The following is a 14,559-nucleotide window of genomic DNA, read 5'->3' as shown; positions in this document are numbered from 1 at the left end:
CACACACAGGAATCGAATCCATGAAACGCAATCTGACCAGTGACGACGTCCGCGCGGCCATCTGGGGCGGCGCCATCCTCGGCGGCGGGGGCGGCGGGCTCATCGCGGCCGGCGAACGCGCCGCGCGGCTGGCCCTGCAGGTCGGCACGCCGCAGCTGTGGAGCGTCGACGAGTTCGACGACGCCGCGCTCACCGCCACCATGGCCCTCGTGGGTGCGCCGGCCGCGCCCGACCCGCACGTGCAGCCGGCGCACCTGCTGCGCACGCTGGAGCTGCTGCGGCGCGAGCTGCCGGCGGGCCAGAAGCTGGTCGCGCTGCATGCCAACGAGAACGGCGCCGAGACCACGGTCAACGGCTGGTTCCATGCCGCCATGACCGGCCTGCCCGTGATCGACCTCGCGTGCAACGGCCGTGCCCACCCCTCGAGCGTGATGGGCGCGCTGGGCCTGCACACCGAGCCCGACTACCTCTCGGTGCAGGCCTACGCGGGCGGCGAGCCGCACCGCTATGTCGAAGGCGTGGTGTCGGGCCGGCTCGAGCAGACCTCGGCCGTGGTGCGCCGCGCCTCGGTGGAGGCGGGCGGCCTGGTGGCCGTGGCGCGCAACCCCGTGACCGTGGGCTACGCGCGCCAGCACGGCGCGCCGGGCGCCATCAGCCACGCCATCGCGCTGGGCCAGGCCTTCCTGGACGGCGGCGTCGATGCCGTGGCCCGTTCGCTCGACGGCCGCCTCGTCGCCGAGGGCACGGTGCGCACCTACCGCTGCGAGCAGCAGGAAGGGCTGGACGTCGGCGTGGTCGAGCTCGACGACGCGGCCGGCACCACGCTGCGCTTCATCAACGAGTACATGCTGCTGGCGCAGGGCGGCGAGCGCATCGCGCGCTTTCCCGACCTGATCATGACCTTCTCGGACAACGGCCAGCCCGTGGTGTCGGCCCATGTGCGGCAGGGCGCGCGGCTGCGCGTGCTGGTGGCGCCGCGCGCGCGGCTGCTGCTGTCGCGCACCATGTTCATGCCCGAGCTGTACCGCCCGCTCGAGAAGTCGCTGGGCGAAGCCTTCGCGCCGGCCTGAACGGAGACACGCCATGACACTGCGCATCCGCTGGATCCGGGCCGTCGGCAACGACACCTACAACGCGCGCTTCGCGCAGGAGTTCGCCGAGGTGAAGAACCCCGGCACCGAGGTCGAGGTGGTGTCGCTGCGCAACGCCTCGGTGCAGCACCACGTCGAGTACCAGAGCTACGAGGCGCTGCTGGGCGCCGACATCGTGCGCGCCGTGCGCGACACCGCGCAGCAGGGCTTCGACGCCGTGGTGGTCGGCTGCTTCTACGACCCGGTGCTGGTCGAGGCGCGCGAGATATCGGGCCAGACCGTGGTGGTCGCGCCCTGCCAGGCCTCGTTCGAGGTCGCGTCCAACCTGGCGCAGAAGGTGTCGGTGATCGTGGGGCGCCGCAAGTGGGTGCCGCGCATCGAGGCGCGCGTGCGCGAGTACGGCCATGCACACCTGATCGCCTCGTTCCGCGCGCTGGAACTCGGCGTGGAAGACTTCCAGCGCGACCGCGACGAGACCGTGCGCCGCATGATCGCGCAGGGCCGCCGCGCCATCGACGAGGACGGCGCCGAAGCGCTCATCCTGGGCTGCACGCTCGAGTTCGGCTTCTACCGCCAGCTGCAGGACGCGCTGGGCGTGCCCGTCATCGATTCGGCGCTGGCCGCCTTCAAGCGTGCCGAGGCGCTGGCCGATACGAAACAGCGTTTCGATTGGAAGCCCAGCCGCGTCGGCGGCTGCGAGCCACCGCCCGAAGACCGGGAGCTGCTGGCCTGGAACGTGTTCGACCCGGCCGACGTGCCGGTGGTGTCGCCCGTGCGCGTCTGAGCACCGTCCCATGAGAAACGCCCCGCCGCGGAGACCGCGACGGGGCGTTGTGTTTCATGGAAGAAACGTCGGCGTCAGTCCTGGGCCTTCACCTTCGCCACGGCCAGCGCCGTCATGTTGATGATGCGGCGCACCGTCGCCGAAGGCGTCAGCACGTGGGCCGAGCTGGCGGCGCCCAGCAGGATCGGGCCCACCGTGATGCCGTTCGCGCCCGTCATCTTCAGCACGTTGTAGAGGATGTGCGCCGAGTCGAGGTTCGGGCACACCAGCAGGTTGGCCTCGCCGGTGAGCGTGGTCTCGGGCAGGGCGGTGCGGCGGATCTCGTCGGACAGCGCGGCGTCGCCGTGCATCTCGCCGTCGCACTCGATGTCGGGTGCCATCTGCGAGAACAGGTCGCGCGCCAGGCGCATCTTGCGCGCCGAGCCGCGGCTGGAGGTGCCGTAGTTCGAGTGCGACAGGAAGGCCACCTTCGGCGGCAGGCCGAAGCGGCGGACCTCTTCGGCGGCCATCACGGCGATGCTGGCCAGCAGTTCGGCGCTCGGGTCTTCGTTCACGTTGGTGTCGGTGATGAACACCGTGCGCTTTTCGAGCGTGAGCGCGTTCAGCGTGGCGAAGCCGGGCGCGCCGCGCTTCAGGCCGATCAGGTTGCGGATGTGCTCCAGGTGCACGTCGAAGCGCCCGACCAGGCCGCAGATCATCGCGTCGGCGTCGCCCAGGTGCAGCATCAGCGCGGCGATGGTGGTGTTCGAGCGGCGCACCATGGTCTTGGCGGCCTCGGGCGTGACGCCGCGGCGGCCCATGAGCTTGTGGAAGCTCTCCCAGTAGGTGCGAAAGCGCGGATCGTCTTCGGGGTTCACGATCTCGAAGTCGGTGCCGGGGCGGATGTGCAGGCCGGCCTTCTGGATGCGCGCCTCGATCACGGCGGGGCGGCCCACCAGGATGGGCTGGGCCAGGCCTTCGTCGACCGCCCACTGCGCGGCGCGCAGCACGCGCTCGTCTTCGCCCTCGGCGTAGGCCACGCGCTTGGTGGTGGAGATCTTGGCGGCGCTGAACACCGGGCGCATGAACATGCCGGTCTGGTAGACGAAGCGCGTCAGGTGCTGGCGGTAGGCCTCCATGTCCTCGATCGGGCGCGAGGCCACGCCCGAGGCGGCGGCCGCCTTGGCCACGGCCGGCGCGATGCGCAGGATCAGGCGCGAGTCGAAGGGCTTGGGAATGATGTAGTCGGGGCCGAAGGCCAGCTCCTGGCCGGCGTAGGCGGTGGCCACTTCTTCGCTGATGTCGGCCTTGGTGAGGTCGGCGATCTCGCGCACGCAGGCCAGCTTCATTTCTTCCGTGATCTTGCTCGCGCCGCAGTCGAGCGCGCCGCGGAAGATGTACGGGAAGCACAGCACGTTGTTGACCTGGTTCGGGTAGTCCGAACGGCCCGTGGCGATGATGCAGTCGGGGCGCACGGCCTTGGCCAGCTCGGGGCGGATCTCGGGCTCGGGGTTGGCCAGCGCCAGGATGATCGGCTGCGTGCCCATGGTCTTGACCATCTCGGCGCTCATGACGCCGGGGGCCGAGCAGCCCAGGAACACGTCGGCGTCCTTCACCACGTCGGCCAGGGTGCGCGCGCCGGTGTCCTTCTGGGCGTAGCGGGCCTTCGATTCGTCGAAGCCGCCTGCGCGGCCCATGTAGATCAGGCCCTTGGAGTCGCAGGCGTAGATGTTGGCGGGCTTGGCGCCCAGGCCGACCATCACGTCCAGGCAGGCGATGGCGGCGGCGCCGGCGCCCGAGACGGCGATCTTGACGTCTTCGATCTTCTTGCCGACCAGTTCCAGGCCGTTGAGCAGCGCCGCGGCCGAGATGATGGCCGTGCCGTGCTGGTCGTCGTGGAACACGGGGATGTTCATGCGCTCGCGCAGCTTCTTCTCGATGTAGAAGCACTCGGGCGCCTTGATGTCCTCGAGGTTGATGCCGCCCAGCGTGGGTTCCAGCGCCGCGATGATGTCGACCAGCTTGTCGGGGTCGTTCTCGGCCAGCTCGATGTCGAACACGTCGATGCCGGCGAATTTCTTGAACAGGCAGCCTTTGCCTTCCATCACGGGCTTGGAGGCCAGCGGGCCGATGTTGCCCAGGCCCAGCACGGCGGTGCCGTTGGTGATGACGCCCACGAGGTTGCCGCGGGCGGTGTATTCGGCCGCGAGCGCGGGATCTTCCGCAATGTCGAGGCAGGGGTAGGCCACGCCCGGCGAGTAAGCCAGCGACAGGTCGCGCTGGTTCAGCAGGGGCTTGGTGGGGGTGATCGAGATCTTGCCCTTGACGGGCGAGCGGTGGTATTCGCGCGCTGCTTCTCGAAGTGCTTCTTCAGCGGGGGACAGGGATGCAGCCATTTGAAAAGTCTCCTAGGTTCTGGCGGGCAATGAGGCTACCGCAAAAGCGCGGCCTCTTCTCTCGGGGGGAACGACGAGACCCTCTATCTTCCGCCTGATCGAGAGGGTCTGCCGACTCGCTAAACTTCAACACCCCCGTTTCCGGGGGGCAAATCCGTGCCGCACGGGCGGTGCGGCGAACCAACGTCCACAACCACAGAACAACACGGAGGGACATCGAATGACACCCGGACCTTTCACCGGCACCGAGCCGGACGTCGTGGTCATCGGCGGAGGCCCTTCGGGCTCCACGGTGGCTGCCTTGCTCGCAGACAAGGGCCACGACGTGGTGCTGCTCGAGAAGGCGCAACATCCGCGCTTTCACATCGGCGAATCCTTGCTGCCGATGAACATGCCGCTGTTCGACCGGCTCGGCGTGCGCACCGAGGTCGAGGCCATCGGCCTGCGCAAGCACGGCGCCGAGTTCGTCTCGCCCTGGCACGACCACAGCAGCCACTTCGACTTCGGCCAGGCGATGGACAAGAGTTTTCCCTATGCCGTGCACGTGCGCCGTTCGGAATTCGACGAGCTGCTGTTCCGCCACGCCGGCAAGCGCGGCGCGCGCACCTTCGAGGGCCGGCGCGTCACCGGCGTTGACATGGACGCCGGCAAGGGAACGCCTGACAACCGGGCGCTGGTGAAGGTCAAGGCCGACGACGGCACCGAGACCGAATGGCGCCCGCGCTTCGTGATCGACGCCAGCGGGCGCGACACGCTGCTGTCGAACCAGTTCGACGCCAAGCAGCGCAACCGCAAGCATGCGAGCGCGGCGCTGTACGGCCACTTCGCCAACGCCGAGCGCAGGCCGGGCCGCTTCGAGGGCAACATTTCGCTCTTCTGGTTCGACCACGGCTGGTTCTGGTACATCCCGCTGAAGGACGGCACCGTGAGCGTGGGCGCCGTGGCCTCGCCGGCCTACTTCAAGCGGCGCCAGGGCGCTTCGCTCGAGGACTTCCTGATGCAGACCATCGCGCTGGCGCCCAAGCTGGCTGCGCGGCTGAAGAACGCCACGCTGATGGAAGGCGCCACCACCACCGGCAACTACGCCTACGACTCCAAGTTCTGCCGCGGCGACCGCTTCATGATGGTGGGCGACGCCTACGCCTTCGTCGACCCGATGTTCTCCTCGGGCGTGTACCTGGCGATGAACAGCGGCTTCGAGGCCGCGACCTGCGCCGACCACTGGCTCAAGGGCGAGGCGAAGGAGGCCGAGAAGGCCTTCCGCCATTACGAGAAGGTGATGAAGCACGGGCCGAAGATGTTCTCGTGGTTCATCTACCGCATCACCTCGCCCGCCATCCGCCGCCTGTTCATGGCGCCGCGCAACATCTGGCGCATGCAGGAGGCGCTGTTGTCCATCCTGGCCGGCGACCTGTTCCGCAACACGCCCATCGGGCCGCGCTTCTGGGGCTTCAAGGTGACGTACTACGCGTCGTGCATCGGCATCCTGCCGCAGGCCGTGAAGACCTGGGCATGGCGCCGACGCAATCTGAAAGAGTCTCTCGAGACTGCAAAGACCTAGTTTCAGTCTGGAGTGACCGTGTGCTGGGCGAGGGCTTCCAAAGCCTTCACCAGCGCCGAGTGGTCCAGCTGGCCGTAGCCCATCGCCGCGCAGGCGTTCATCAGCTGCGCTGCGTTCGCGGTCTGCGGCAGCGCCACGCCCAGCGAACGGGCGCTTTGCATCGCCAGGTTCAGGTCCTTCTGGTGCAGCGCGATGCGGAAGCCCGGCGCGAAGGTGCGCTTGATCATGCGTTCGCCGTGCACTTCCAGAATGCGCGAGCTGGCAAAGCCGCCCATCAACGCCTGGCGCACCTTGGCCGGGTCGGCGCCGGCCTTCGAGGCGAACACCAGGGCTTCGCTCACGGCGGCGATGTTCAGCGCCACGATGATCTGGTTGGCCACCTTGCAGACCTGGCCGTCGCCCGCGCCGCCCACCAGCGTCACGTTCTTGCCCATCTTGTCCAGCAGCGGCTTCACGCGGCCGAAGGTGCCTTCGTCGCCGCCGCACATGATCGTCAGGCTCGCGGCCTTGGCGCCCACTTCGCCGCCCGAGACCGGTGCGTCGATGTAGCCGGCGCCCAGCGCCACGATGCGGCGCGCGAACTCCTTGGTGGCGATCGGGTCGATGGAGCTGCAGTCCACCACGATCTTGCCCTGCGAACCCTTCAGGCCGTCGGCCACGCCTTCCGCGCCCGGCGCGCCGAACAGCACCTTCTCCACGTCCGGGGTGTCGGGCACCATGATGAAGACGATGTCGGCCTTGCGCGCCACTTCGGCGGCCGAGCCGCAGATGGTGGCCTTCGAGACGAAGGGCTCCGGCGTGTTGCCGTGCGTGTTCACGAAGAGTTCGTGGCCTGCGTCGAGCAGGTGGCCCGCCATGGGGGCGCCCATGATGCCCAGGCCGATGAATCCGATTTTTTGTGCTGCTGCAGTGGTCATGTCTCTGTTTCCTTCGTGAACGTTCATTGCTTCTTCGTGAGGGCTTCGCGCCAGCCGAGGCCTTCGACGGTGGTGGCGCGGGGCTTGTATTCGCAGCCGATCCAGCCGTCGTAGCCCAGCGCATCGATGTGCTGGAACAGCCACGGGTAGTTGATCTCGCCCGTGCCCGGCTCGCCGCGGCCCGGGTTGTCGGCCAGCTGGATGTGGCCGATGCGCGCCAGCTGCTTGGTGAGCGTGTTGCCCAGCTCGCCTTCCATGCGCTGCGCGTGGTAGATGTCGTACTGCACGCGCAGGTTGTCCGAGCCCACTTCGTCGATCAACGCCAGCGCCTGGTCGGTGCGCGTGAGGAAGAAGCCGGGGATGTCGAAGGTGTTGATCGGCTCGATCAGCAGGCGCAGGCCCGCGGCTTCGAGTTCGCGCGCTGCGAGGCGCAGGTTCTCGACCACGGTCTTGTGGGCGGCGTCGGTGCTCACGCCCGCCGGCACCTTGCCGACCAGGCAGTTGAGCTGCGGGCAGCCCAGCGCCGTGGCGTAGTCGATGGCCTGCGCGATGCCTTCGCGGAACTCGCCGGTGCGGTCCGGGTGGCAGGCGATGCCGCGCTCGCCCTTGTCCCAGTCGCCGGCCGGCAGGTTGTGCAGCACCTGCTGCAGGCCGTTGGCGCGCAGGGCCGCCGCGAGTTCCTTCTTGTCGAAGGGGTAGGGGAAGAGGTACTCCACCGCCTCGAAGCCGGCCTTGGCGGCCGCCTCGAAGCGCTGCATGAACGGCAGCTCGGTGAAGAGCATCGTGAGATTGGCTGCGAACTTGGGCATGTCTCTTGTCTCCTCGATCAATCCAGCATCGCCACTGCGAGGGCCGTGGGTGCGTCGGCCGTGCTTTCGGCCAGCGGTTCGAATTCGTTGATGGCGTCGATCTCGGTGCCCATCGCGATGTTGGTCACGCGCTCGAGCATCACCTCGATGACGACCGGCACCTGGAACTCGGCCATGAGCGCTTCGGCGCGGGCGATGGCGGGTGCCATCTCTTCCTGCTTGTGCACGCGGATCGCCTTGCAGCCCAGGCCCTCGACCACCTTGAGGTGATCGACGCCGTAGCTGCCTTCGATGCCGGCGTCGGCCGGTGCGTTGATGTTGTCGAAGGCCAGCTGCACGCAGTAGTCCATCTCGAAGCCGCGCTGCGACTGGCGGATCAGGCCGAGGTAGGAGTTGTTGACCACGATGTGCAGGTAGGGCAGCTTGAACTGCGCGCCCACGGCCAGCTCTTCGATCATGAACTGGAAGTCGTAGTCGCCCGAGAGCGCGACGATCTTGCGCGTCGGGTCGGCGGCGCGCACGCCCAGCGCGGCGGGAATGGTCCAGCCCAGCGGGCCGGCCTGGCCGCAGTTGATCCAGTGGCGCGGGTTGTACACGTGCAGGAACTGCGCGGCCGCGATCTGCGACAGGCCGATGGTGCTCACGTAGCAGGTGTCGCGTTCGAGGTGGTTGTTCATGCACTGGTACACGCGCTGCGGCTTCATCGGCACGGTGTCGAAGTTGGTCTTGCGCAGCAAGGTCTTCTTGCGCTCTCGGCATTCGCCGGCCCAGGCGCCACGGTCGGTGAGCTTGCCGGCGGCCTTCATTTCCTCGGCCACTTCGACGAAGAGTTCGAGCGCGGCCTTGGCGTCGGAGACGATGCCGAAGTCGGGCGTGAACACGCGGCCGATCTGCGTGGGCTCGATGTCCACGTGCACGAAGGTGCGGCCCTTGGTGTAGACGTCGACCGAGCCGGTGTGGCGGTTGGCCCAGCGGTTGCCGATGCCCAGCACGAAGTCCGACGCCAGCACGGTGGCGTTGCCGTAGCGGTGGCTGGTCTGCAGGCCGCACATGCCGGCCATGAGCGGGTGGTCGTCGGGAATGGCGCCCCAGCCCATGAGCGTGGGGATCACCGGCACGCCGGTGGCTTCGGCAAAGCGCACGAGCAGGTCGGACGCGTCGGCGTTGATGATGCCGCCGCCGGCCACGATCAGCGGGCGCTCGGCCGCCTGCATCATGCCGATGGCCTTCTCGATCTGGGCGCGCGTGGCGGCCGGCTTGTAGGGCTTCAGGGGCTCGTAGGCGTCGATGTCGAACTCGATCTGCGCCATCTGCACGTCGAAGGGCAGGTCGATGAGCACGGGGCCGGGCCGGCCCGAGCGCATGAGGTGGAAGGCCTGCTGGAACACCTGTGGCACCTGGCCGGGTTCACGCACGGTGACCGACCACTTGGTGACGGGCTTGGAGATCGACTCGATGTCGACCGCCTGGAAGTCTTCCTTGTACAGGCGTGCGCGCGGTGCCTGGCCGGTGATGCAGAGAATGGGAATGGAGTCGGCCCAGGCCGAGTACAGGCCCGTGATCATGTCGGTGCCCGCCGGGCCCGAGGTGCCGATGCACACGCCGATGTTGCCGGCCACTGCGCGGGTGTAGCCCTCGGCCATGTGCGAGGCGCCCTCGACGTGGCGCGCGAGGATGTGCGAGATGCTGCCGCGCTGGCGCAGGGCCGAGTACAGCGGGTTGATTGCTGCGCCCGGCACGCCGAAGGCCTGCGTGACGCCTTCTTTTTCCATCACCAGAACTGCGGCCTGGACCGCTGTCATCTTTGCCATTTGAAAGTCTCCTTGAGGTGGCCTCACTGTAGGAAGCGGGGCGCATTCCAAGAAGACGGCTGGGGGCCATAAAACCTATTCCGCCATGGAATAACTGGCTACCATCCGGCCATGGATCGTCTACTGGCTATGGAAATGTTCGTGCGGGTCGTCGAGACCGGCAGCTTCTCGAAAGCGGCGCGCGAGTTCAACACCACGCAACCCACCGTGACCAAGCAGGTCGCGGCCACGGAGGCGCGCCTGAAGGTGCGGCTGCTCAACCGCAACACGCGCGGCGTGAGCCTCACGGAGCCGGGCGCGCTGTACTACGAGAAGTGCAAGACCATCGTGCGCGACGCCGAGGAGGCCGACAGCATCGTGCAGCTCCGCCAGAACCAGGCGCAGGGCCTCTTGCGCGTCGGCACGTCGGTGGCCTTCGGGCGGCGCGTGGTGGTGCCGCTGGCGCTGGAGTACATGCGCCGGCATCCGCAGGTGCAGCTCGACCTGAGCTTCGAGGACCGCTACGTGGACCTCATTGCGCAGGGCATCGACGTGGCGATCCGCATGGGCAAGCTGGCCGATTCGTCACTGGGCGCGCGCTACCTCGGCGCGAATCCGTGGGTCATGGTGGCGTCGCCGGCCTACCTGAAGAAGCACGGCACGCCCAAGCGCGCGCAGGACCTGAGCGCGCACGTGGCGCTGATCTACAGCAGCGTGGTGGGCGACGAGTTCTGGCGCATGCACACGCCCAAGGGCGATCCGGTGACGGTGCCGGTGTCGGGGCGCTTCCGGTCGAACAACCTGTCGGCGGTGCTGGCTGCGGCGCGTGATGGGTTGGGGATCGCGTTGATGCCGCGCTATGTGGCGAGTGAATCGCTGGCTGCGGGCAAGGTGAACGCCGTGCTGGGGGACCATGCGCTGCCGGAGCAGGAGATTCACGCGGTCTTTCCCTCACCGAAGTTGGTGCCTGGGAAGGTGTCGGGGTTCGTGGCGTTTCTGCAGGGGCGGTTTGATGAGGGGTGGTGGGACGCCTGACGGGGTTTGTTCAGGGCGCGTGCACAGGACATCGGGTACTCCCCTCCGCGAATGTCCCCCGGGGCTGCGCCCCTCCTCCTTGATTTCGCTGCGGGGAGCACCCAATGCCCTGCGCACAGGGCACGCTGTGGGTGTTCGCCCTGCGTGAAAGGCCGGCTTCAGGCTGCGAGCCGCTGTGCCGCCCGCCCTGCAGGCCGGGCCAATCCCAGGTGGTCGCGTAACGTGCGTCCCTCGTACTCGGTGCGAAAGATGCCTCGCTTCTGCAGGATCGGCACCACGCCCTCCACGAAGTCCTGCAGCCCATGCGGCAGCGCGTCGGGCATCAGGTTGAAACCGTCCGCTGCACCGCCCTTGAACCAGCGCTCGATGTCGTCGGCGATCTGCTCGGGCGTGCCGACGATCACGCGGTGCCCGCCGCCGCCCGCGAGTTCGCGGATCAGCTGGCGCACCGTGTAGCCGTGCGTGCGCCCGGCCGCGACCACGGCGTTGAAGAAGGTGTGGTTGCCGTTGCCATTGCCGGGCAGCGGCAGGTCGTCGGGCAGGCGCTCGTCGAGCTTCAGGCGGTCGGGCGTGATGCCCAGCGTACCGGCCAGGCGCGTGAGGCTGTAGTCCCACGGGATCAGGTCGACCAGTGCGTCGCGGCGGCGAAGCGCCTGCGCTTCGGTGGCGCCGACGATGGTGGTGAGGCCGGCCAGCACCTTCACCGCATCGGGGCCGCGGCCCAGCTCGGCGGCGCGGGTCTTGAGGGCGCGTGCGTAGGCCTGCGATTCTTCGAAGGATTGCGAGGCGGAGAACACGGCTTCGGCATGGCGCGAAGCGAGCTCGCGCCCGTCGGCCGAGGCGCCGGCCTGCACCAGCACCGGGTGGCCTTGCGGGGGGCGCGGCAGGTTGAGCGGGCCCTGCACCGCGAAGTGCTCGCCGCGGTGCGCGAGGGCATGCACCTTGGCAGGGTCGATGAAGCGGCCGGCGGCCTTGTCGCCGACGAAGGCGTCGTCTTCCCAGCTGTCCCACAGCGCCTTGACGATGTCGGCGAACTCCGAGGCCCGGGCGTAGCGCTTGGCGTGGTCGGGTGTGGTGTCCAGGCCGAAGTTGCGCGCCGAGGGCAGGTCGGCCGTGGTCACCATGTTCCAGCCGGCACGGCCGGCGCTCACGTGGTCGAGCGTGGCGAAGCGGCGCGCGAGGTTGTAGGGCTCGTTGTAGCTGGTGGAGGCGGTGGCGATGAGGCCGATGTGCGTGGTCGCGGCGGCCACGCAGGCCAGCAGGATGGTGGGCTCCAGCGCGGTGATCGGGCGGAAGTGGATCTGGTCGACGATGGCCGCGTTGTCGGCCAGGAACACGGCGTCGAGCTTGGCGGCCTCGGCGATCTGCGCGGTGCGGATGTAGTGCTGGATGTCGGCGAACGCCCACGGGTCGCTCTCGGGCAGGCGCCAGGCCGAGGGCACGAAGCCCGAATGCAGGATGTTGACGTTGAGGTGCAGCTGCCGGCGTGGCGCGGTGGTATTGTTGTTGCTCATTGGCTGAAATAGTCCGGCAGCCGGTAGCCCGCCCACACGGGGTTGGCCTTGAAGAACTTCTGGAATTCGGGCGACTGGTAGGCGGTGGCGATGTCCTTCGCGAATTTCGCGTGTTCGTTGCTGCGCTTCACCGCCACCACGTTGACGTAGGGCAGCGTCATGTCTTCGAGCTTCAGCGCCTCGGTGAGCTTCAGGCCCGAGGCCACGGCGAAGTTGCCCTGCACGGCCGCGAGGTCGGCATCGGCCAGCGAGCGCGGCGCCTGCGCGGCGTCCAGCGGCACGATCTTCAGTCGCTTGGGGTTGCTCGCGATGTCGCGCTCCGACACGCTCAGCGGACTCACGCCCGGCTTGAGCGTGACCCACCCGATGGCCGCGAGGATGTTGAGCGCGCGCGCCGCATTCACCGGGTCGGCCGGCAGCGTGACGGTGGCGCCGTCGGGCACGGCGTCGAGCGTCTTGTGGCGGCGCGAATACAGGCCCATGGGCGGCGTCGGCACATGCACCACGGGTACGAGGTCGAAGCCCTGCTGCTTGTTGGTGGCGTTCAGGTACAGCGAGTGCTGGAAGATGTTGGCGTCGATCTGGCCGCGCTCCACGGCGTCGTTGGGCTGCACGCCCTGGCTGAACTCGACGTACTTGATGCTGTAGCCCAGCTTCTTCAACTGGGGCTCGATGCCGTGGGTGAAGGCGTCGCGGTAGGGGCCCGGCATGAAGCCGACGCGCAGGTCGTCCGCGTGGGCGGGCGCGAGCAGCAGCAGGCTCAGGGCGAGTCCGCCGGACAGCGGGGCAAGGCGGCGCAGCCACGAGGGGGCGCGCGAAAGGGAAGGCATGGCGACAACTCCGGGAGACGGCAAGGGGAGTCGGGCACTCTAGGACGCACGCTGCGCGCCGCGAACGAAGATTTGCGCGCTTGCATATCCGCAGGCCGGATAAACCGCGCCGGCTTTTGTAGGATGCGCCCCATGACCCTGCACATCGGAATCGTCGGCTGCTCCGCCGAAGGCGCGGCCCTTTGCTACAAGACCATCTGCATCGAGGGTGCGGCGCTGCTCGGCCCGCATGCGCACCCCGAGGTGTCGATGCACACGCCCTCGCTCGCGGAGTACACGCGCTGCCTGGACGCGGGCGACCTGGCGGGCGTGGGCGCGCTGATGCTCGGCTCCGCGCGCAAGCTCGCCGCGGCGGGCGCGGATTTCCTGATCTGCCCCGACAACACGATCCACCAGGCCTTCGACCACGTGGCGCCGCATTCGCCACGGCCCTGGCTGCACATCGCCGAGGTGGTGGCCGACGAGGCCGTGCGCCGGGGCTTTCGCCGCATCGGCATCACGGGCACGCGCTGGCTGACCGACAGCGAGGTGTATCCCGAGAAGCTCTCGGCGCGCGGTCTTGAATATGTTCGTCCCACCGTCGACGAGCGCGCCGAGATCGGCCGGATCATCATGGACGAGCTGGTCTGCGGCATCTTCAAGCCCGAGGCCGTGGCCACCTTCCAGCGCGTGATGCAGCGCCTGAAGGACGAGGAGGGCTGTGACGCGGTCGTGCTCGGCTGTACCGAGATCCCGCTGATCATGAGCGATGCGAACTCGCCGCTGCCGACGCTCGACTCGACGCGGCTGCTGGCGCGCGCGGCCTTGCGCCGCGCCACGCAGAAGCAAAACTAGGCCAGGAAGCCTTCGATCAGCTGCGCCACGCGCTGCGGCTGGTCGTGGTGCAGCATGTGGCCCGCGTCGTCGAGCTGCTCGATGCGCACCGAGGGCACGGACTTCAGCCGCTCGTGGAATTCGGCGAGCGTGTAGCGCGCCTTCCACCAACCGTGCAGGCTGTCGTCCGAGGCTTCGACCATCAGCGTCGGCGCGGTGATGCGCGCATAGAGCGCCAGTGTTTCGTCGACGCGGAAGATGTTGGCGTTGACGATCTTGTGCGCGGCCTCGCCGAGGATCTGCCAGCGCGTGCTGCCGTCGGCCTGGGCCTGCGGCGCCGACCAGTGGCCGGCCAGCCAGTCGGCCTTGTCCTGCGTGAGGCGCGGGTTGGTCTTCATGAGGCGGCGTGCCACGCCGTCCACCACCGAATAGCCTGCGAGCGCCTTCTCGCCGCGGTGCAGGCCCTTGAGCTCGTCGATCCACTGGCCGTAGCGCGCGGACGCCTCGGCGGGCTGGCGCGCGGGCATGCCGAAGCCTTCGAGGTTGATGAGGCGACGGATGCGCGCCGGGCGCACGCCCGCGTAGTGCATGGCGACGTTGCCGCCCATGCTGTGGCCCACGAGGTCGACCGGGCGGGCATCGTCGCCTTCGCCGGCGTAGTGGTCGAGCAGCCATTCGAGGTCGGCCAGGTAGTCGGGCAGCCAGTAGTTGTCGACGCCGCCGCCGTCGGTGAGGCCGAAGCCGCGCCAGTCGGGGGCGATGATGAAGCGGTCGTCCTTCAGCGCATCGACCACGAACTGCCAGGAGGCCGCCACGTCCATCCAGCCATGCACCAGCACCAGCGGTGGGCGCTCGCTCGACGGTTGCCCCCAGAGGCGGACGTGGTAGTTCAGGTTGCGCACGGGCACGAATTCGCTGCGCGAGGGGCGGAGGGCTTGGTACATATGGCGCTCGATGATACGGAGAGGCCGCGCCGCGCGCAGTCCGCCACAGGACAGGGCGGCGCTCGGTTTCTCGGGGCCGGGGCAACGCCTGCCGCG

The 14,559-nt window shown here is 68.5% G+C and carries 12 protein-coding genes; 5 read left to right on the top strand and 7 right to left on the bottom strand.

Annotated features, from left to right (window positions below; translation table 11 throughout):
* The first annotated feature begins 20 nt into the window (after positions 1-20).
* A complete protein-coding gene (locus AC07O4_RS01285; protein WP_495303517.1) occupies positions 21-1,070 on the top strand; it encodes an S-methyl thiohydantoin desulfurase domain-containing protein in 1,050 nt (349 codons plus the stop codon).
* A 13-nt stretch (positions 1,071-1,083) separates the two neighbouring features.
* Positions 1,084-1,875, top strand: coding sequence for an aspartate/glutamate racemase family protein (locus AC07O4_RS01280; RefSeq protein ID WP_495303516.1), 792 nt, complete (start codon positions 1,084-1,086; stop codon positions 1,873-1,875).
* 74 nt (positions 1,876-1,949) lie between these two features.
* Here AC07O4_RS01280 and AC07O4_RS01275 read toward each other — a convergent pair whose 3' ends face one another.
* Positions 1,950-4,250 (bottom strand): NADP-dependent malic enzyme, encoded by a 2,301-nt coding sequence (locus tag AC07O4_RS01275; RefSeq protein WP_139702033.1) that lies wholly within the window; start codon positions 4,248-4,250, stop codon positions 1,950-1,952.
* Positions 4,251-4,470: 220 nt separating this feature from the next.
* On the opposite strand from AC07O4_RS01275, the gene AC07O4_RS01270 reads away from it, so the two are divergent.
* Positions 4,471-5,811, top strand: a complete 1,341-nt coding sequence (locus AC07O4_RS01270; protein ID WP_495264119.1) for an NAD(P)/FAD-dependent oxidoreductase — start codon at positions 4,471-4,473, stop codon at positions 5,809-5,811.
* 2 nt (positions 5,812-5,813) lie between these two features.
* Here AC07O4_RS01270 and AC07O4_RS01265 read toward each other — a convergent pair whose 3' ends face one another.
* From AC07O4_RS01265 to gcl, 3 genes are read right to left on the bottom strand one after another with little or no spacing between them, the layout of a single operon-like run.
* Complete coding sequence (locus tag AC07O4_RS01265; RefSeq protein WP_369629720.1) at positions 5,814-6,728, bottom strand: 2-hydroxy-3-oxopropionate reductase; 915 nt, start codon at positions 6,726-6,728, stop codon at positions 5,814-5,816.
* A 23-nt stretch (positions 6,729-6,751) separates the two neighbouring features.
* A complete protein-coding gene (hyi, locus tag AC07O4_RS01260) occupies positions 6,752-7,537 on the bottom strand; it encodes a hydroxypyruvate isomerase (protein WP_495303515.1) in 786 nt (261 codons plus the stop codon).
* 17 nt (positions 7,538-7,554) lie between these two features.
* Complete coding sequence (gcl, locus tag AC07O4_RS01255) at positions 7,555-9,348, bottom strand: glyoxylate carboligase (RefSeq protein ID WP_062473376.1); 1,794 nt, start codon at positions 9,346-9,348, stop codon at positions 7,555-7,557.
* A 111-nt stretch (positions 9,349-9,459) separates the two neighbouring features.
* Between gcl and AC07O4_RS01250 the strand changes: the two genes are divergently transcribed.
* On the top strand, positions 9,460-10,362 hold the full coding sequence (locus AC07O4_RS01250; RefSeq protein WP_070062397.1) for a LysR family transcriptional regulator: 903 nt from the start codon (positions 9,460-9,462) through the stop codon (positions 10,360-10,362).
* 158 nt (positions 10,363-10,520) lie between these two features.
* On the opposite strand, the gene AC07O4_RS01245 is transcribed toward AC07O4_RS01250, so the two are convergent.
* On the bottom strand, positions 10,521-11,876 hold the full coding sequence (locus AC07O4_RS01245; RefSeq protein WP_487848167.1) for an LLM class flavin-dependent oxidoreductase: 1,356 nt from the start codon (positions 11,874-11,876) through the stop codon (positions 10,521-10,523).
* Positions 11,873-12,706: a MetQ/NlpA family ABC transporter substrate-binding protein gene (locus tag AC07O4_RS01240; protein ID WP_159275751.1), complete on the bottom strand. Its 834-nt coding sequence runs from the start codon at positions 12,704-12,706 to the stop codon at positions 11,873-11,875. Before AC07O4_RS01240 ends, AC07O4_RS01245 begins: the two co-directional genes overlap by 4 nt.
* A gap of 132 nt (positions 12,707-12,838) precedes the next feature.
* Between AC07O4_RS01240 and AC07O4_RS01235 the strand changes: the two genes are divergently transcribed.
* Positions 12,839-13,540: an aspartate/glutamate racemase family protein gene (locus tag AC07O4_RS01235; RefSeq protein WP_495303514.1), complete on the top strand. Its 702-nt coding sequence runs from the start codon at positions 12,839-12,841 to the stop codon at positions 13,538-13,540.
* Here AC07O4_RS01235 and AC07O4_RS01230 read toward each other — a convergent pair.
* Positions 13,537-14,463, bottom strand: a complete 927-nt coding sequence (locus AC07O4_RS01230; protein WP_495303513.1) for an alpha/beta fold hydrolase — start codon at positions 14,461-14,463, stop codon at positions 13,537-13,539. The two genes, AC07O4_RS01235 and AC07O4_RS01230, sit on opposite strands and share 4 nt — an antisense overlap.
* Positions 14,464-14,559: the final 96 nt, after the last annotated feature.

It is taken from the genome of Variovorax sp. GW821-FHT09D04 (genome assembly GCF_059416405.1).
The sequence above is the reverse complement of the archived record's forward strand: the minus strand, read 5'-3'. Positions and strand labels throughout refer to the sequence as shown.

Excerpts from the sequence above, each read along its gene's own strand:
- AC07O4_RS01285 (WP_495303517.1), top strand. The coding sequence starts at position 21 with ATGAAACGCAATCTGACCAGTGACGACGTCCGCGCGGCCATCTGGGGC.
- AC07O4_RS01280 (WP_495303516.1), top strand. The coding sequence starts at position 1,084 with ATGACACTGCGCATCCGCTGGATCCGGGCCGTCGGCAACGACACCTAC.
- AC07O4_RS01275 (WP_139702033.1), bottom strand. The coding sequence starts at position 4,250 with ATGGCTGCATCCCTGTCCCCCGCTGAAGAAGCACTTCGAGAAGCAGCG.
- AC07O4_RS01270 (WP_495264119.1), top strand. The coding sequence starts at position 4,471 with ATGACACCCGGACCTTTCACCGGCACCGAGCCGGACGTCGTGGTCATC.
- AC07O4_RS01265 (WP_369629720.1), bottom strand. The coding sequence starts at position 6,728 with ATGACCACTGCAGCAGCACAAAAAATCGGATTCATCGGCCTGGGCATC.
- hyi (WP_495303515.1), bottom strand. The coding sequence starts at position 7,537 with ATGCCCAAGTTCGCAGCCAATCTCACGATGCTCTTCACCGAGCTGCCG.
- gcl (WP_062473376.1), bottom strand. The coding sequence starts at position 9,348 with ATGGCAAAGATGACAGCGGTCCAGGCCGCAGTTCTGGTGATGGAAAAA.
- AC07O4_RS01250 (WP_070062397.1), top strand. The coding sequence starts at position 9,460 with ATGGATCGTCTACTGGCTATGGAAATGTTCGTGCGGGTCGTCGAGACC.
- AC07O4_RS01245 (WP_487848167.1), bottom strand. The coding sequence starts at position 11,876 with ATGAGCAACAACAATACCACCGCGCCACGCCGGCAGCTGCACCTCAAC.
- AC07O4_RS01240 (WP_159275751.1), bottom strand. The coding sequence starts at position 12,706 with ATGCCTTCCCTTTCGCGCGCCCCCTCGTGGCTGCGCCGCCTTGCCCCG.
- AC07O4_RS01235 (WP_495303514.1), top strand. The coding sequence starts at position 12,839 with ATGACCCTGCACATCGGAATCGTCGGCTGCTCCGCCGAAGGCGCGGCC.
- AC07O4_RS01230 (WP_495303513.1), bottom strand. The coding sequence starts at position 14,463 with ATGTACCAAGCCCTCCGCCCCTCGCGCAGCGAATTCGTGCCCGTGCGC.